Source organism: uncultured Sunxiuqinia sp. (assembly GCF_947495665.1).
Classification (GTDB): Bacteria; Bacteroidota; Bacteroidia; order Bacteroidales; family Prolixibacteraceae; genus Sunxiuqinia; species Sunxiuqinia rutila.
This window is the reverse complement of sequence record NZ_CANLZV010000015.1, coordinates 77,798-95,652: the sequence shown is the minus strand read 5'-3', so window position 1 is coordinate 95,652 and position 17,855 is coordinate 77,798. Positions and strand designations below refer to the sequence as shown.

Sequence of the window (17,855 nt, the reverse complement as noted above, 5' to 3'; positions counted from 1 at the left end):
ATTAAATATGCCTAAAGTACAATTTATTGATCCGCAAGATGTCAGGAAGGCGGGGGAGGTAAGCTTCCAGCCGATTCCTGTAAACCAATACAGCAAAAGTATTGAAGATGAGAAAGCCAATTTCTCGAAAGAAGATTTTCTGCGCATTTATCACGACATGGTTGTCATTCGTGAGTTTGAAACCATGCTCAACGAAATTAAAACCAAAGGGGAGTACAACAGTGTTCCTTATAACCATCCGGGGCCGGCTCACTTGTCTATTGGGCAGGAGGCTGCTGCTGTAGGAATGGCGTACACGCTGGGAGTTGAAGATTTTATCTTTGGTTCGCACCGTTCGCATGGCGAAATCCTGGCGAAAGGATTGTCGGCCATTCATCAACTGACGGATGAGCAGCTGATCGATGTGATGGAGAATCATTTCGATGGAAAAACATTTGCTCCGGTAAAAGCAAACTTCCAGGGAACCACCAAGGAATTGGCTGTTCGCTTTTTGATTTACGGAACACTGGCTGAGATTTTTGCCCGCGAAACTGGATTCAACCGGGGCTTGGGCGGATCGATGCACGCTTTCTTCACGCCATTTGGCGTTTATCCGAACAATGCCATCGTGGGAGGTTCGGGTGATATTGCCGTTGGTGCTGCACTTTTCAAAAAGGTGAACCGCAAAGAGGGCATTGTCGTTGCCAATATTGGTGATGCCTCCATGGCTTGTGGTCCTGTTTGGGAAGGATTGACTTTTGCGACCATGGATCAGTTCAATCAGTTGTGGGAAGGCGATATGAAAGGTGGCTTGCCGCTGATCATTAATATCATGAACAACCAATACGGTATGGGAGGACAAACCTGTGGCGAAACCATGGGCTATAAAGTAGCCGCGCGTATTGGTGCCGGCTTGAATGCCGACCAGATGCATGCCGAGCGTGTGGATGGTTACAACCCGCTGGCCGTAATTGATGCATACAAGCGCAAGCGCGAGATACTGAAGGAAAAGCGTGGGCCGGTTTTACTGGATGTGTTGACCTACCGTTTCAGTGGTCACTCGCCATCCGATGCTTCATCGTACCGGTCTAAGGAGGAAGTTGAAGCCTGGCAAGCTGTGGATTCTATCATCTGGTTTGGCAACGAGCTGGTTGAGGCGGGTGTGGCTACAGCCGATGAGCTGGATGCGGTGAAAGCCAATACCACCGATCTGATCACCTGGGGCTTGAAATTGTCCATTGACGATACTGTTTCACCGCTGATGGATATGGAGAAATATCCGGAGTTGATTGGTGAAATGATGTTTTCCGATTCGCCGGCAGACAGCATGGAGCCGGGACGTGAGCCGGAAGTAAACCATCCGATGGAGGAAAACCCACGGGTGAAACAATTGAAAAACAAAGAGCGTTTTGCCTTCGATAAGGATGGCAAGCCGTTTTCTAAAATTAAGCAATACGGTTTGCGCGATGGTTTATTCGAAGCCATTGTTGACCGCTTTTACAAAGACCCGACTCTGATTGCTTATGGAGAAGAAAATCGCGACTGGGGTGGTGCCTTTGCGGTGTATCGCGGATTGACCGAAGCGCTGCCTTATCATCGTTTGTTTAACTCACCCATTTCTGAAGCATCGATTGTGGGAACGGCTATTGGCTATGCCATGTGCGGCGGACGTGTGATTCCCGAAATCATGTATTGCGACTTCCTGGGCCGTGCCGGCGACGAGGTGTTTAACCAGTTGCCCAAGTGGCAGGCCATGAGTGGGAATGTGATTAAAATGCCGGTGGTGTTGCGTGTTTCTGTTGGTTCGAAGTATGGGGCCCAGCACTCACAGGACTGGACCGCTTTGCCCGCTCACATTCCGGGCTTGAAAGTGGTTTTTCCGGCCACGCCATACGATGCCAAGGGCTTGATGAATACAGCCTTGCAAGGCACTGATCCGGTGATCTTCTTCGAGAGCCAGCGGATTTATGATATTGGCGAGCAGTTTCACGAAGGCGGCGTGCCCGAAGGCTACTACGAAATTCCGTTTGGTGAGCCCGATGTGAAGCGTGCAGGTAAAGATCTGACCATCCTGAGTATTGGAGCTACGCTGTACCGGGCTTTGGAAGCAGCCGACCAGCTGCAGGAAAAGTATGGTATGAGTGCGGAGGTGATTGATGCGCGTTCGTTGGTGCCATTCAACTATGAGCCGGTGATTGAATCGCTGAAAAAGACCGGGCGACTGGTGATTACCGGAGATGCTACCGCTCGTGGCTCGTTTATGAAAGAAATGGCTTCGACCATTACTGAGCTGGCCTTTGATGAGTTGGATGCTCCGCCGGTAGTGGTGGGCTCGCGCAACTGGATTACGCCGGCTTATGAGCTGGAAGATGCATTCTTCCCGCAAGCCGACTGGATCATTGATGCCATCCATGAAAAGATTGTTCCCCTTAAAGGGCATGTGGTGAAAAGTAACTTTACAACACCCGAACAAATCCGAAGAAATAAATTAGGGATTTAGCCCTGTTGGGCTGCTGTTACTTATTATCTTCCCATAATAATTCTAAAAGTCTCATGCTTTTGATGGCATGAGACTTTTTTTGTTGAGGCAGCTGGCCGGATGATTTCTTTCTCCTCATTTTCCTAACACCAGCCGCATGGGTTTTCAATCATTTTTCTAAATTCATTGCCGAAACAGGCACTTGAAAATTGATTGGCTATCTCCAGGATCTTGCTTCTAATTTTGAAGTTGTCTGCAAATCTGAGTATCTGAAAATCTAATGTCCAAAAACTATGAATGAATTAGCAGTAGGCACACGGGTTACGCACCCCGTATATGGCGAAGGAATTATTGCCCGGTCTCATTTAACGATTTATGAAATCTTTTTTGAGCGTGGAGGGAAGTCGGAAATGAGCAAGTATAATGAGGATCTGGAGGTGCTTGAAGCGCCGGAGACCGAGCCTCGAACCGGCTTGTCGCTTGCTGATATTGAGGAGGTGATGAGCTTTGTGCTGGATAAGTACCAGGGGATTACTCACACGGTGAAGCTGGGCGAAAAGTGGAAAGACGGCGTGATGGAGCTAAAACCCGGAAACCGGGACTTGCAAACGAAGGAAATTCCCATCGACAACTTTTTCCATAAGATAGTCATGCTGCGTGACCGCTTGCGGGTGCTGGAGCAAAACATCAACAGCCATCCCAAGCTGGATGATGCCGATAAGGTGCATTTGCAGCAGTATATTACCCGCGCTTACGGTAGCCTGACCAGCTTCAATATTTTGTTTGCCGAAAAGCAGGATTACTTCAAAGGGCAGGGGAAATAAGTGCTGGGCTTGTGGGTAGGATGAAGCGGAATGAGCCTGCTTTGTTTGTTGCGCCATGTGATCTGTTTTATTAACTTGAGACTTCATTTGCACCAATAAATAAACTTATGGCTGTTTTTCAACCGACCACCGAGCATTTGGATGCCTTGAAGGCCATTCCGTCCAGGCAGGTCAAACGTCCGGCAATACCCGTCCCAACATGCCTGCAGGAGGCCCATGATTTATATGTGTGGAGCCAGGAAGACCGGGAGGAGTTGCTGGAGGTTGGTTTGTCGCCCGTCGTTTTTGATGAGCTTCTGCTTGGAATTGACTTGTTGAGTTATTACCAGGGAAAGTGGAAGAAGGAGCAGAAACAGGTGGATCCGCAGGCTAAAGCATTGCGGGAAAAACAGCAGGAGGCGCGGCAGTTGCAGCAAAGTGTGGCGGCTAACATGCGTTTTGCTTTCAGGCGCCAGCCCGATTTGCTGAAAACGCTCAGGGCATCGGTCAAAAGAACGCCCTATGCGGCCTTGTACCAATCATTAAATGATTTGGCGGTGCTGGGCGAGGCATATTCCGACCTGCTTTTGGCTATTGGCTTCAACTTTGATGAGTTGGCGCAGGCCCGGCAGCTGGCCAATGATTTACCGGCATGGCACGCTTCGGTTTCGCCCAGAACGAACCCTGCCAAAGAACTTCGCGACCGGGCCTATGCTTACCTGAAAAAGCGGGTGGATGAGTTACGCACCTGCGGTAAATATGTTTTTCGGCAGATGCCCTCCCGGCAACGGGGCTATGTCAGTCCGTTTATGCGCAGGAAGTTTCAGGCTGAACAACGAGCCAGAAGTAAGCAAAAAGAATAAGCAGAAGGTTAATTTACTAATGCAGCATGCTGTTTTAATGCTGCAGCATATTGTTTTGCTAGTGCAGAAGGCTTCTGCAACTATAAAAAGGCATGCTGCATAGTTATATTTGAATGCTGCATTTATAAAACAGCCTGCTGCAAGCTATTTTTAGCAACAGGAGGTTGGGTGATTTTAACAGGAGCTGGTTCGTGTGCGGGAATGAGCTTCGCAAAAAACCTTTTTGGTTGTTGCCAGTTATTATCAAAAGAATTGGAACTTTGTAAAAAATTAAATCGGATAGGATGACAACGTTAAACGAATTCATACACGATCTGCCTAAGGCGGAATTGCACTTGCACATTGAGGGGACGCTTGAGCCCGAATTGCTTTTTAAACTGGCCGAACGTAATCAGGTTGAACTGAAGTACCCTTCGGTTGAGGCTTTGAAGCAGGCTTACAATTTTTCGAACCTGCAGGAGTTTTTGGATTTGTACTACGAAGGAGCCAACGTGTTATTGGAAGAACAGGACTTTTACGACCTCACCTGGGCTTACCTGTTGAAATGCAAAGCGCAGAACGTGGTGCACACCGAAATCTTTTTCGATCCACAAACACATACCGACCGTGGGGTGCTGTTTGCAACAGTCATTAATGGTATTAACCGGGCCTTGCAGGATGCGAAGGAGAAGTTGGGTATCAGCAGTCAGCTGATCATGTGCTTTTTGCGCCACCTGGACGAGGCTTCGGCTTTTGAGACCCTCGAAGAAGCGCTCGACTATAAAGACCTGATTGTGGGGGTTGGGCTCGATTCATCCGAGAAAGGCAATCCGCCAGCCAAGTTTGAACGCGTGTTTGCCAAAGCTCGCGAGGAAGGCTTTCTGACTGTTGCTCATGCAGGCGAAGAAGGACCGGCAGCCAACGTGAAGGATGCCTTGGATTTGTTGAAGGTGATCCGGGTAGACCATGGGATTTCATCAATCAATGATCCTGAACTGGTGGCCGAACTTGCTCAAAAACAAATCCCGCTAACCGTGTGTCCGCTTTCAAACCTGGCCTTGAAGGCTGTGGATAAACTGCAGAACCATCCGCTGAAAAAACTGATGGATCAAGGCGTATTGGTGACCATCAATTCGGATGATCCGGCTTATTTTGGCGGATACATGAACGAAAACTACCAGGCTTCGGCCGAGGCTCTTGGGCTAACCAAAACAGAACTGGTTCAGCTAACCAAAAATTCATTTGTGGCCAGCTTGCTCTCTGAACCGGAAAAGGAAAGGCATCTGGAAGCTATCGAACAGTATGCCGATGCAAATGCCTGATTAGCCTAAAGCTCTTTAGGTTTTTTGCGTCGCTGTTTCGGGTACAGGACACCCAAGGATGGGTTTGGTTACTTGTTTCGCTTTATTTGCAGTATCATTAAAACAAAGCAAAAGATGACGAGCGAATCAATTTTTAATCAATATCCTGAAGAGCGTAAACTGTTGGCTGAGACAGTAGATGTGAGCCAAAACATCCTTCAGGTAAACGGGCATTTTCATACGCCTTATTCATTCAGTGCTTTTTCAGAAATTATTCAGGTTTTTGAAATGGCTAAAAAGGAAGAGGTGAAAGTGTTAGGCATCAATGACTTTTATACCACGGATGGGTACACTGAATTCAACGAGCGTGCCAAACAATTCAATATCTTTCCTTTATTCAATATTGAATTCATGGCCTTGCAGAAGGATTTACAGGCTCAGGGTGTCCGCGTGAATGATCCCAACAACCCCGGTCGAACGTATTTTAGTGGCAAAGGACTCAAGTATCCGGTTGAGCTGAATGCCGAAATGGTGGAGCGCTTGCTGCGTGTGCAGGATGAGAGTAATCGCCAAACCGGAGAGATGATTGACAAGCTGAATGCCTGGTTGAAGGAATTGGGTGAAGATTTTGTTTTCTCATTCCAAGCCATGCGTGAACAGTATGCGAAAAACCTGTTGCGCGAGCGTCATATTGCCAAAGCGTTGCGTGAGGCGGCGGCTAAAAAATATACTTCAGAAGAAGACCAAAAAGCATTTTTTGAAAAGCTGTTTGACGGGAAAGCGCCTAAATCGGCCATGTCGGATTTTGCCGGATTGGAAAATGAGATTCGTGGAAACCTGTTGAAATCGGGTGGAAAAGCCTTTGTTCCGGAAGATGATAAAGCCTTCTTAAGTCTGGAGCAAGTCATTGAATTGATTGTTCAGGCCGGAGGGATCCCTTGTTATCCGGTTTTGCTGGATAATCCCAAAGGAGAATTTACCGATTTTGAAGGGGATTACGAGAAATTGTATGAAAGCCTGGTGGATAAAAAAGTGTATTCGCTGGAGCTGATTCCGGGACGGAACAAGCCGGAAATCCTGGAAGAATTTGTCAACTTTTTCAACGAGAAAGGCTTTGTGATTACCTTCGGTACCGAGCACAATACGCCAGCTTTAGACCCGATTACCGTTTATGGTGGCGATGGCAATCCGCTCAGCGATAACCTGAAGCAAATTGGTTACGAAGGAGCTTGCATTATTGCTGCCCATCAATATTTGCTGGCCAAAGGGAAGGAAGGCTTCCTGAATGCCTACGGAACAGCCAAATTGGATCGTCGGAAGGAATTCATTGCCATCGGTCATGCGGCTATTCAGCATTTTGTACACTAAAAATTAATCAGTACAGTTTTCAGTCACAGGTTTGGGTGTATTTTGCATGCAATGGCCTGTGCCTTTTGAAAGCTGGAATTTGAACCCCGGAAATTGATAACATGGAACAAGGAATAAAAGACCTCATCGAAGTATCCCGGTTTTATGGTCAGCAAAAGGATTATGTGTTGGCTGGCGGTGGAAATACTTCCTATAAAAATGATAAACACCTGTGGATAAAAGCCAGTGGTTTTGTTCTGGCTACGATTGACGAAGCAGGCTTTGCCAAGCTTGATCGGGCGCAGCTGGCCGAAATAAACACCAAAACGTATTCGGACAATGTGCTGCAGCGCGAGGCAGAAATTGTGAACGACCTGATGAAAAGCCGGGTGGAGCCAGAAAAGGGACAACGCCCTTCGGTGGAAACTTCGTTTCACAACCTGATTGATTTTTCGCTGGTAGTGCATACCCACTCCACCAAAGTGAATGGATTGATGTGTAGCCAGCAGGCTGCTGAGAAAACGGCAGAATTGTTTGGCGACAGCGTGCTTTACATCCCTTACGAAGATCCGGGTTATATTCTGTTCAAGGTGGTTGAAAAGGCCGTTTTGAATTACCGGAGAGAAAAAGGGCAAGAGCCTGCAATTATTTTCCTGCAAAACCACGGCGTATTTGTTGGTGGGAACACGGTGGAGGAAATCCACCAAAACTACAACTTTATTGAAGAAAAGCTGGATGCTGTTTATGGCGAGGAGCCGAAAAACGAGGCCTTGGAATTGTCCGCAGTGGCAGACCAGATTGTACCGGCCATTCGGATGATGGTATCAGGTGAAGGCCTGAAAACAGTTCGTTTGGTGAACAGCTCGTTGCTCAATAAATACCTGCAAAAGGAAAATAAGCAAGCCATCACTGCACCTTTCACGCCTGATGGAATTGTTTATGCGAATTCGGCTTTTGTGTATGTTGATTTTAAGGGGGATGTGGACGATTTTTTGAATACAGCAAAAGAAGAAATTACAAAATATACCGCCGAAAAAGGCAAAGCACCCAAAGTGATTTTTGCGGCAGGGCTTGGTGTTCTGGTCATGGCTGATCATGCCGAGGGAGCCGGGATTTTGGTGGATGTGGTAACCGATCACTGCCGAATTGCTCAGTTTGCAAAGTCGTTTGGCGGGGCGCACCCGATGACACCGGCGCAAATTGCTTTTATTGAAAGCTGGGAAGTGGAGCAATATCGCTCTAAAATTTTGTTGGGAGGAACAACCGGACGCGCTGATCGAAAAGTGATTATTGTGACTGGTGGAGCCCAAGGATTCGGTGCTGGAATTGTTGAACACCTGATGGAGCATGGCGCCAATGTGGTGATTGCTGACCTGAATGCCGAAAAAGGGCAGGCCTTTGCCAATGCGCTGAATGCTGTTCAACGGAAAAATAAAGCGCTTTTCGTATCGGTTGATGTGGCCAATGCCGAATCGGTTGAAAACCTGGTTCGCCAAACGGTTATTCATTTTGGAGGACTGGACACGTTTGTCAGCAACGCCGGAATTCTTCGGGCTGGGGGCTTGGATGAAATGACTCCTGAAACTTTTGAGCTGATGACCAAAGTGAATTACTCGGCCTATTTTATTTGTTCCAAATATGCCTCGGCTGTCATGAAATTGCAAAACCGCTTTAAGTCGGATCACTTTGCGGATATTATTCAAATTAATTCGAAATCGGGCCTGAAAGGAAGCAATAAAAACTTTGCATATGCCGGCGGTAAATTCGGAGGAATCGGCCTGACGCAGTCGTTTGCACTGGAACTGATGCCATTCAATATTAAGGTAAACTCCATTTGTCCCGGAAACTTTTTTGACGGGCCGCTATGGGCCGATCCCGAAAATGGTTTGTTTGTGCAATACCTGCGGGCCGGGAAAGTGCCGGGTGCGAAAACACTGGAAGATGTGAAGCAGTTTTACGAAGCCCAGGTTCCTGCTGGACGTGGATGTACGCCACTGGATGTGATGCGTGCCATTTTTTATGTGATGGAGCAGGAATACGAAACCGGGCAGGCTGTGCCGGTAACCGGCGGACAGAACATGTTGAATTAGGCGGTCTCTTTTTAAAGCGTTATCCTGAAAGTGTTTCAGAGACGTTTAGCTGGCAGATTCCGGAGAAGATCCGGAACAACTGGTGATCAATAAAATTTACAAAACAGATTAATATGAAAACAAAAGCAGTTCGATTATACGGTAAAAAAGATTTGCGATTGGAAGCGTTTGATCTTCCCGCAATCAAAGAAGATGAGATTTTAGCCAAGGTTGTTTCTGATAGTATTTGCATGTCGTCGTACAAAGCGGCAACGCAAGGAACCGACCACAAACGGATTCCGAATGATGTGGCTGAAAAACCGATTATGCTTGGGCATGAATTTGCCGGCGAGTTGGTGGAGGTTGGTGCCAAATGGCAACATAAATTCAAAGCCGGACAAAAATTCTCCATTCAGCCAGCCATCTATTATAAAGACGGTCCGGTAGGCGTGCTCAGTGCTCCGGGCTATTCTTACCAATACATTGGTGGTGATGCCACTTATGTTATTATTCCTAAAGATGTGCTGGAGCAGGATTGTTTGCTGGCTTATGATGGCCCTGGCTATTATCCGGCATCTCTGGCTGAGCCCTTAAGTTGTGTAATTGGTGCTATGCATGCCAATTACCATACTACACCGGGGTCATATAAGCACGACATGGAGATTGTGGATGGTGGTAAGATGGCTATCCTCGCAGGCGTTGGTCCAATGGGACTGGCTGCCATTAATTATGCCGTAATGCGTGAAGACCGCAAGCCTTCTTTGTTGGTAGTTACCGATATTGACCAGGCACGACTGGACCGGGCAGCTTCCATCTATTCGCCAACATGGGCAAAATCGAAAGGGATTGAACTGGTTTATCTGAATACAAGCGGTGATGATCCGGTGGCTAAGTTGCGCGGACTAACAGAAGACGAAGGCTACAACGATGTGTTTGTGTTTGCTCCCGTTCCGGCTGTGATTGAGCAGGGCGATGCCATTTTGGCTAACGATGGTTGTTTGAACTTCTTTGCCGGCCCAAGCAATGCTGACTTTACGGCGAAGATGAATTTTTACAACGTGCACTATGCATCAACACACATTGTAGGAACTTCTGGTGGAAACAATGATGACATGGTGGAGTCGCTTGAAATGTTTGGTAAAGGCCTTGATCCGGCTGGTTTGGTGACCCATATCGGGGGACTGAATGCGGTGATCGATACCACCTTGGATCTTCCAAATGTTCCCGGAGGAAAGAAATTGATTTATACGCACAAAGACATCCCATTGACAGCAATTAGTGAATTTGAAGAAAAAGGAAAATCTGATCCGCTATTTGCACAATTGCATGAGATTTGTGAGCGAAATAACGAACTTTGGTCCGTAGAAGCAGAAGAGTACCTGTTGGCAAATGCCAAAGACATTTAACACGGGGCATAATCTTCCGCTGACAATAAACGGACAGCTATTTGATAAACTATAAATAAACGAACTAACGCAGGAATCTCTTGAATGATGTAACTCTTTCAAGAGATCTTGCGTTTTTTTTGGTAAAAAAGAGACCTTATGATTTACATGGCAGACACGGCCGATCTTTCGGCATTGAAGGAGTTGTATGATTTTTTTCCATTGGAAGGTGTAACGACTAACCCTACCATCCTGAAGCAATCAGGAATGAAACTTTCGCAGGTGGTCGATGAAGTGGCCAAAATTGTTGGCAACGGAACTTTGCATATTCAGATGATGAGCACGAAATCGGATGACATTGTGCGTGAAGCGAAAAAGTATAAATCTTATTTTGGTCTGGGGGATAATTTTCACGCTAAGATTCCGGTATTCCCGGAGGGTTTTAAAGCCATGCGTATTTTGAAAGACAGTGGTATTCGGGTAACAGCTACAGCTATTTTTACGCAGCAGCAAGCTTTGGTTGCCGCTAAGGCCGGAGCCGACTTTGTTGCTCCCTATGTGAGCCGTCTGGATAATATTTCGTCACACGGAATTGAGGTGGTGCGTGATATTGTGAAAAATATGAATGACTACAAGCTGGACACGAAAGTGTTGGCGGCAAGTTTTAAAACTGTTGACCAGATTCACCGGGTAAGCATGTGTGGTTCGCATTCGGCTACCATCGGACCCGATCTGTTGATGCAGTTGATTAAGCATCCGATGACCGACATCAGTGTTGATCAGTTTTTGATAGATGGAGCGGACTATTACGATATTGCGTATTAGTCGGGCAAAAATAATTGTTCGCAATAGATGCTGTTGAAAGCATTAAATCGAAATTGAAGGGGCTCACTGAGCCCCTTTTTCTGTAATTAAGGTTCTGCAATGACAGTTTGATCGCTTTGCGGATTTTTGAGGTCCCATTCTGTCAGGTTAAAATCTTTACTAAGACCTATGAGTCTTTTCCCCAATGATTTCCTTGTTGTATAAATCATGATCCAATTGGTATGGTGTCTAATAAAAATGATACTTTTGAGGTGTAGATTATAGGGACTACATATGTGTAAGGAGATCAATGGTGATTATCTTTTGTGGGAAAAGTTGAAGAAAGGGGATACTTCTGCATTTAATGAATTGTATGAACGGTATGCCGGAATACTTTTTTCGTTTGGAATGATTTACTCCAGCGATAAAGAGTATGTGAAGGACTGCATACATGATTTATTTTTTGAGCTTTTTAAGTATCGGAAAAATCTTTCAGAGACAAATAGTATTAGGAATTACTTGTTTAAGTCCTTGAAGAGAAAAGTGTGCTCAAAACAAAAAGGCCGGCTGCAATTAATATATACCGCTGAATCGCTGGAGAGAAATGAGGGTAATTCTGCTGGAAGTGAGGAGGATCCTTTGCAAGAGGATATTCAAAGGCTGCTTAAAGCCATTCAGAAATTGCCCGAACGACAGCAGGAAGCATTGAACTTACGTTTTATCGTGGAACTGTCTTATCCTGAGGTTGCCAGTATTATGGATATTTCGCTCGAATCAGTTCGCACGTTGGTGTACCGTTCTGTGAAAACCTTGCGGGAAGATTTAAAAGGCAAGCAAGTAACGGTTTTGTTTTGTGTTATGCGAAGCTATTGATCCAACGATATATAATCGACTAATCCTAAGATGACCAACAACACCTATAATAAGCGAGCAGAAGATATATTGACTGATGACAGGTTGCTGAATCAAGCAGATGGGCTTCGACCTATGCCGGGAATTGATGAGGGAGAATTGTCATTGGCAAAGAATATTCAGCAGGCGCTAAAAAGACAAAAAAAGGAGTTGGATGAGACGGAGCAGCAGGAGCTTCAGACTCGATTGAACACCTCTATTCACCAATTCAACAGGAAGCAACGGATTATTCAACTTGCTTCGGTTGCTGCTGTTTTGTTAATGGTCTTTTTTGCAGTTACGCTATTGGACACCAGTCGCTCCCAGTTTTTACGGTTTGCTTCAAATTTCTCCGTTGAGCCCCAATTGGGTCAAACAAGACTTATTCTAGAGGAAGGGAATGATTTAGAAATCTCTGCAACAGAAGCGAGTATTCAATATTCACAGGCCGATAATTCCATTCAGGTAAGTTCGATTGAGCAGCTGACTACAACGCTTCTAGAGGGCGAAAAGAATCTTCACACATTGCTTGTCCCTTTTGGAAAGCGAACAAAGATTACCCTTTCAGACGGCAGTATTGTTTGGGTGAATTCAGGCTCAAAATTGATTTACCCATCTCGCTTTGATGATGATAAACGAGAGGTTTATCTTGAGGGAGCAGCAATTTTCGATATCACTCACCGAGCAGATCAGCCCTTCTATGTTTATACTGATGATTTAGACGTTCGGGTTTTAGGAACCATGTTTGCCGTTAGTGCTTATCCGGATGATGAGAATGTTAATACAGTCCTGGAGCGTGGAAAGGTGGAGCTAAAATACAAAGGAACAAGGCTGATTGGTTATGAAAAAGACATTATTACTCCGGGAACAAAAGCAACTTACCTGCCCGAAGCAGGAACGATGACACAGACGCAGGTGAACACCCGCAATTATACGTCGTGGAAGGATGGTTATGTGTTTCTGGAGAAAAAGACCTTGGGCTATATTGTGAAAAAAATAGCGAGGTATTACAATGTTACTATTCATGTTGAAGATGAGCAGTTGGCTTCGGAAACTTTCTCGGGTATGTTGGACTTACGAAATAATGCCAGTCAAATACTTGAAATAATCTCGGAAGTCATTAATATTGACATTGAAAAAGACCATGACCAGATTGTAATCAAGCGAAAACAGAAATGGTAGCAGGAGAAAAACCTGAAATAGCCTTGGTCTGGGAACTTTAAAATATGAATGGGAATTTTTTTCGGGTGATGAATACATGAGGTTTACAAAATATATTCTTTTATTCATTTTTATCTGCTTGTGTACAGTTGGGAAAGCTCAAGATCAGAAGATGTCTATTCGTTTGAAAAAGACTTCCATGGGAGATGTGTTTGAGCTTATTCAAGAGCAGAGCGACTACATTTTCTTTTATAAGGATGATCAGGTTGATCTTGATGCCAAGGTCTCGGTTAACGCTGAAAACCAATCGATCGATTATATTCTGAACCAGGTTTTATCGGGTACCGATTTGAAGTATAAAATCTTTGACCGCCAAATCATTATTATTCCCAGACATGAATCCGGAGATGAGGGAAATATCTTTATGAAAATCCGGGTTGGCACAGGACGAAGAACAATTTCCGGAACTGTTTCCGATGAGGATGGAATTCCTATTCCCGGAGTCTCCATTATTGTAAAGGGAAAATACTTCGGCACTACCACCGATGATGACGGCAATTATTCGTTTGAAATACCGGAGGATTGTGAACACCTGGTTTTTCATTACATCGGCATGCAAACAAAAGAAGTTCCTTTAGGCGACCGCAATGAACTTAACGTTACGCTTAGTTCGGAAGTGTTTGGTGTGAATGAAGTGATCGTATCAGCATTAGGGATCAGACGAGCCGAAAAATCGCTGACTTATGCCATGCAGACCATCAGTGGCGAGGAACTAACCAAAAGCCAGGAATACAACTACGTAAGTTTGCTTTCAGGAAAAATATCAGGCATTGAGATAACTAAAAGTGCTGCCGGAGCCGGAGGGTCAACCAAAGTTATTCTTCGGGGAAATAAATCCTTAAGTACCACCAGCGAGCCACTCTTTGTTATTGATGGAATTCCGATGGCTAATAATAAAGGTCGACAAATGGGCATGTTTGGAGGGAAAGACGGAGGCGATGGCTTGTCTCAGCTTAATGTTGATGATATTGAAAGTATCAGTATTCTGAAAGGAGCCAATGCTGCTGCACTGTATGGTAGTCAGGGGGCTAATGGAGTTGTTTTGGTAACTACCCGAAGTGGTCAGAAAGGTCGGTCGGAGGTTACCTTTAGCACAAGTTGTGGTGTTGAAAGTATTCTTGAATTACCCGAACTTCAATACAAATATGGAAGCTCAGGAGGCGCCAAGGAAAGTTGGTCTTACACGCCTGGGAGTTATGATGATGATTTTGTACGCGATTTTTTCAAGCCAGGAATAAATCTGATTAATACCGTGTCGGCAAGTGGTGGGAATGGCAAGTCTGTGGTGTATTTTTCGCTCTCGAACAACAATATTACTGGAATTATTCCGGAGAACGAATACAACAGGACTAACCTGACTTTAAAGCAATCGACTTCATTGCTTGAAGGGGTGCTGAACTTCAGTTCCAATGTCATGTTATCGAATGAAATTGTGAAAAATAAAAATGTTGCTGGTTACTATCTTAACCCGTTAACCGGACTCTATTTTTTTCCTCGCAATTTGCATTACCAGGATTATGCGGAGAATTACCAGATTTTTAATCCGGTGAGAAATATGTATTTACAGAATTGGTTTGTGGAAGACCATTTTCAATCGAACCCCGAATGGATTATTCATAACCAGAGAAATGATGATCAGGTTCGGCGTGGAATAGTGAATGCCGTGCTTGATTTTCAATTTAGTCCAAGCTTAGCGCTTCAGACCCGCGGAAGCTATGATTTCGCGATACGCTCGCACGAACAAAAAAATAGGGCTGGTTCTAATGGGACCAATGTGCATCCGAATGGATCATGGGAGTATGAGAAATTTTCGGATGAATTAGTCTATGTTGATGCAATTCTTTCATACCATACTGAAGTAGGTAAGTTTAGGCTTGACGCTATGTTTGGGGGGAGCTATCAACAGCAGAAGTACGGTGTGGGGACGAGTGTCAATACCGGGCTTGATGGGTTAAAATATCCGAATGAGTTCTTTTATCAAAACATTGCTGATAATGTGATGGTCAATTCAATACTGCAAAGTAGTTTGATCAAGGAGGCTGTTTTTGGAACCTTGCAATTGTCGTATAAAGAAAAAATATTTGTGGAGCTGCTGGGGCGTAATGATTGGGCTTCAAGTTTGTATGGGACGGGGAATGACTCCTATTTTTATCCATCAGCCGGCATTGCTGTATTGGTGAATGAGCTTGTGAGCTTGCCTGAGGTTATAAGCTATGCCAAACTAAGGTCATCGTATGCCATGGTGGCCAACGAAGTCCCTTTCAACTCGGTAAGCCCGAACAATACCATTTCTCCGATTGGAATTGAAATCAACACGACCAAGCCATTTACCAACTTAAAACCAGAGATGATTCGAAGTTTCGAGTTTGGAGGTGATTGGCGGTTTTTGGGTGGTCGATTCGGAATTGACCTGACCTATTACAACATCAATAGCCGGGATCAGTTTATAGCCTTGCCGGCTCCTTATGGTTCAGGCTATACCGAGTATTTTGTGAATGCCGGGGAGGTTGTTAACTCCGGGCTGGAAATGTCGTTGAATAGCGAAATAATCAAAAGAAAGAATGTAGGATGGTTGTCGCGCCTGAACTATTCGCATAACCGGAATCGGATTGTGGCTCTGCATCCTAACCTGAAAAACCCCATCAGTTTGTCAGACAATGAAGGTTACCAGTTGATTATCCAGGAAGGTGGCTCATTTGGTGATTTGTATGTTTACAAGTTTCAACGCGACGAGCAAGGGCGCATCATGCTTGATAAAAATGGGAACATCACAAAATCGGGTCGTAAAGAGTACATCGGGAACTCAAATCCGGATTGGAGTTTGGGCTGGAACAATACTATTAACTATAAGAATCTCTCCTTTAGTTTTCTGTTTTCCGGGAAGTTTGGAGGAAAGGTAATCAGCCAAACGGAGGCCATGCTTGACGGATACGGGGTTAGCAAGCGAACTGCTGACGCCCGCGATAATGGAGGTGTTGCCATTGATGCTGTTGCTTATGATGGAAGTGTGGTAACACGAATGGACCCCCAAAAGTATTACACTTACATTGGTGATCGCAATGGAATTAAAGAAGCTTATACTTACAATCGGACCAATATCCGACTCAGCCAGGTGAATCTTTCCTATGCGTTTGACTTAACTCATTCCCGTCTTAAAAGAGTAGCCTTTTCCCTGACAGGACAAAACCTGTTCTTTCTGTATAAAGATGCTCCGTTTGATCCGGAGGTTACCATGAATACAAAAAATACGGATCAGGCTTTGGATAATTTTAGCTTACCCATCACCCGAACGATTGGGGCTGCCGTAAAATTTACTTTTTAACTGAATCGAATTTGACCCAACTGGTAGCTCACTGAATTTTGGGTGGTGGCACCTTTTTTTGAAAAAAAAAACAATTTTCATATTGCCTTATTTACAGTGAGTTGAGATTGGGGTGATGGAGAAAGTGAAAAAAAGTTTCTTTTGATCGTCTATATTTTTCAAAAACTGTTCTTATGGTTTTTGAATTAGCACCACGACAAAAGTAATGGCAGCTTTATGAGTAGGAAGAAACAGGATAGAGAGAAATTGATTGCAAAGGAAGGCGATGCAGAAAGAAGAAAAGCCGGCCCTGCTTATTTGTCTGGTGCTGATATTTTTTCGACAGATGAATTTAACGATGCGGAATCTCTTTTGAGCAGTCTTTCAAAATTTCGAAACGACTTACCCGAAGAAGAGAAGAGACTACTCGGAAGTCAAATCAATCAAAGTATTTATAAGTATCAGAAGCAAAGACGGTGGGGAAAGTTAGGAATTGCTGCATCGATCTTGCTTATTGTCGGTTTTGCGGCTACACTTCAAATCTTGCAAATGTCTGATTTTAGGGTCTATGTTAAAAATATAGCTCCTGTTGAAAAGAGCGCTTCAACCCGTTTGTTCCTTTCCGGAGAACAAGAGATTGTTATCGATACGGAAGAGTCAAAAATAGAATATACCCAAGCTGGTGATCAGGTTAAGATTGATGCCGTACAGGCGGTCGACCAGCAATTGACAGGCAAAAAAATGGCTTTTAACACCGTGGTTGTTCCTTATGGAAAACGCACCATGTTGCTTTTGTCTGACAGCAGTCGGGTTTGGCTCAATTCCGGTTCGCGGTTGGTTTATCCGGCCCGGTTCGAAACGGCGAAAAGAGAGGTTTATTTGGAAGGCGAAGCTGTTTTTGAGGTGAGTCACAATCCAGCTCAGCCATTTCATGTGATTACACAAAACCTGGAAGTAAAAGTTTTGGGGACTGTCTTTAACCTGACAGCTTATACGGACGAACAGACGACACAAACGGTGTTGGAAAGTGGCTCTGTTGAGTTGGAATTTGATGGAGATGAATTTTGGGGAAAATCACAAAAGGTGATTGAACCCGGAACATTGGCTGTCTATGATTCACAAAGTAAGCTTATGGAACAAAAGCAGGTCAACACCAAGAGCTATACCTCGTGGCGTGAAGGTTTTTTGTTTGTTGAGCATCAGCCATTAAAAGACATTCTAAGAAAAGTAGCCCGGTATTATAATGCCGATATTCAGATTAAAGAACCAGACTTGGGAAATGAAACCTTCTCCGGGTATTTAGACCTTAGAAGTTCAGTCGATCAGGTATTGGAGGTTGTTGCTGAGTTTATGGCGATTAAGGTGGAAACGAATAATGAGCAAATTATGATATCAAGAATATAAAAAAGCCGGAAAGTGCTGTAACACCGCCC

At 44.8% G+C, this 17,855-nt stretch carries 12 protein-coding genes; all 12 read left to right on the top strand.

The features are described from left to right. The first annotated feature begins 7 nt into the window (after positions 1 to 7). The 12 genes from Q1A18_RS15845 to Q1A18_RS15790 all read left to right on the top strand — a co-directional run bounded on the left by Q1A18_RS15845 (position 8) and on the right by Q1A18_RS15790 (position 17,826). Positions 8 to 2,479: an alpha-ketoacid dehydrogenase subunit alpha/beta gene (locus Q1A18_RS15845; protein WP_299582766.1), complete on the top strand. Its 2,472-nt coding sequence runs from the start codon at positions 8 to 10 to the stop codon at positions 2,477 to 2,479. Positions 2,480 to 2,751: 272 nt separating this feature from the next. Further along, a complete protein-coding gene (locus Q1A18_RS15840) occupies positions 2,752 to 3,282 on the top strand; it encodes a hypothetical protein (RefSeq protein WP_299582763.1) in 531 nt (176 codons plus the stop codon). Between the two features lie 107 nt (positions 3,283 to 3,389). Continuing rightward, positions 3,390 to 4,124 (top strand): hypothetical protein, encoded by a 735-nt coding sequence (locus Q1A18_RS15835; RefSeq protein WP_299582760.1) that lies wholly within the window; start codon positions 3,390 to 3,392, stop codon positions 4,122 to 4,124. A 284-nt stretch (positions 4,125 to 4,408) separates the two neighbouring features. Further along, a complete protein-coding gene (locus Q1A18_RS15830; protein ID WP_299582757.1) occupies positions 4,409 to 5,425 on the top strand; it encodes an adenosine deaminase in 1,017 nt (338 codons plus the stop codon). 114 nt (positions 5,426 to 5,539) lie between these two features. Then, entirely contained in the window at positions 5,540 to 6,772 is a 1,233-nt protein-coding gene (locus Q1A18_RS15825; RefSeq protein WP_299582754.1) for a hypothetical protein, read from the top strand. A gap of 101 nt (positions 6,773 to 6,873) precedes the next feature. Beyond that, positions 6,874 to 8,841 carry an SDR family NAD(P)-dependent oxidoreductase gene (locus tag Q1A18_RS15820; RefSeq protein WP_299582751.1) on the top strand — a complete coding sequence of 656 codons (1,968 nt, stop codon included), beginning with the start codon at positions 6,874 to 6,876 and terminating at the stop codon, positions 8,839 to 8,841. 113 nt (positions 8,842 to 8,954) lie between these two features. After that, complete coding sequence (locus Q1A18_RS15815; RefSeq protein WP_299582748.1) at positions 8,955 to 10,226, top strand: zinc-binding dehydrogenase; 1,272 nt, start codon at positions 8,955 to 8,957, stop codon at positions 10,224 to 10,226. A gap of 138 nt (positions 10,227 to 10,364) precedes the next feature. Beyond that, positions 10,365 to 11,030 (top strand): transaldolase family protein, encoded by a 666-nt coding sequence (locus Q1A18_RS15810; protein WP_299582745.1) that lies wholly within the window; start codon positions 10,365 to 10,367, stop codon positions 11,028 to 11,030. A 273-nt stretch (positions 11,031 to 11,303) separates the two neighbouring features. Further along, positions 11,304 to 11,882: a sigma-70 family RNA polymerase sigma factor gene (locus Q1A18_RS15805; protein WP_299582742.1), complete on the top strand. Its 579-nt coding sequence runs from the start codon at positions 11,304 to 11,306 to the stop codon at positions 11,880 to 11,882. Positions 11,883 to 11,912: 30 nt separating this feature from the next. Beyond that, positions 11,913 to 13,082: a FecR domain-containing protein gene (locus Q1A18_RS15800; RefSeq protein WP_299582739.1), complete on the top strand. Its 1,170-nt coding sequence runs from the start codon at positions 11,913 to 11,915 to the stop codon at positions 13,080 to 13,082. 151 nt (positions 13,083 to 13,233) lie between these two features. Then, on the top strand, positions 13,234 to 16,443 hold the full coding sequence (locus Q1A18_RS15795; RefSeq protein WP_299582736.1) for a SusC/RagA family TonB-linked outer membrane protein: 3,210 nt from the start codon (positions 13,234 to 13,236) through the stop codon (positions 16,441 to 16,443). Positions 16,444 to 16,659: 216 nt separating this feature from the next. Next, a complete protein-coding gene (locus Q1A18_RS15790) occupies positions 16,660 to 17,826 on the top strand; it encodes a FecR domain-containing protein (RefSeq protein WP_299582733.1) in 1,167 nt (388 codons plus the stop codon). The last annotated feature ends 29 nt before the right edge of the window (positions 17,827 to 17,855 follow it).

Coding starts and splice junctions, on each gene's coding strand:
- Q1A18_RS15845 (WP_299582766.1), top strand. CDS start 8: ATGCCTAAAGTACAATTTATTGATCCGCAAGATGTCAGGAAGGCGGGG.
- Q1A18_RS15840 (WP_299582763.1), top strand. CDS start 2,752: ATGAATGAATTAGCAGTAGGCACACGGGTTACGCACCCCGTATATGGC.
- Q1A18_RS15835 (WP_299582760.1), top strand. CDS start 3,390: ATGGCTGTTTTTCAACCGACCACCGAGCATTTGGATGCCTTGAAGGCC.
- Q1A18_RS15830 (WP_299582757.1), top strand. CDS start 4,409: ATGACAACGTTAAACGAATTCATACACGATCTGCCTAAGGCGGAATTG.
- Q1A18_RS15825 (WP_299582754.1), top strand. CDS start 5,540: ATGACGAGCGAATCAATTTTTAATCAATATCCTGAAGAGCGTAAACTG.
- Q1A18_RS15820 (WP_299582751.1), top strand. CDS start 6,874: ATGGAACAAGGAATAAAAGACCTCATCGAAGTATCCCGGTTTTATGGT.
- Q1A18_RS15815 (WP_299582748.1), top strand. CDS start 8,955: ATGAAAACAAAAGCAGTTCGATTATACGGTAAAAAAGATTTGCGATTG.
- Q1A18_RS15810 (WP_299582745.1), top strand. CDS start 10,365: ATGATTTACATGGCAGACACGGCCGATCTTTCGGCATTGAAGGAGTTG.
- Q1A18_RS15805 (WP_299582742.1), top strand. CDS start 11,304: ATGTGTAAGGAGATCAATGGTGATTATCTTTTGTGGGAAAAGTTGAAG.
- Q1A18_RS15800 (WP_299582739.1), top strand. CDS start 11,913: ATGACCAACAACACCTATAATAAGCGAGCAGAAGATATATTGACTGAT.
- Q1A18_RS15795 (WP_299582736.1), top strand. CDS start 13,234: ATGTCTATTCGTTTGAAAAAGACTTCCATGGGAGATGTGTTTGAGCTT.
- Q1A18_RS15790 (WP_299582733.1), top strand. CDS start 16,660: ATGAGTAGGAAGAAACAGGATAGAGAGAAATTGATTGCAAAGGAAGGC.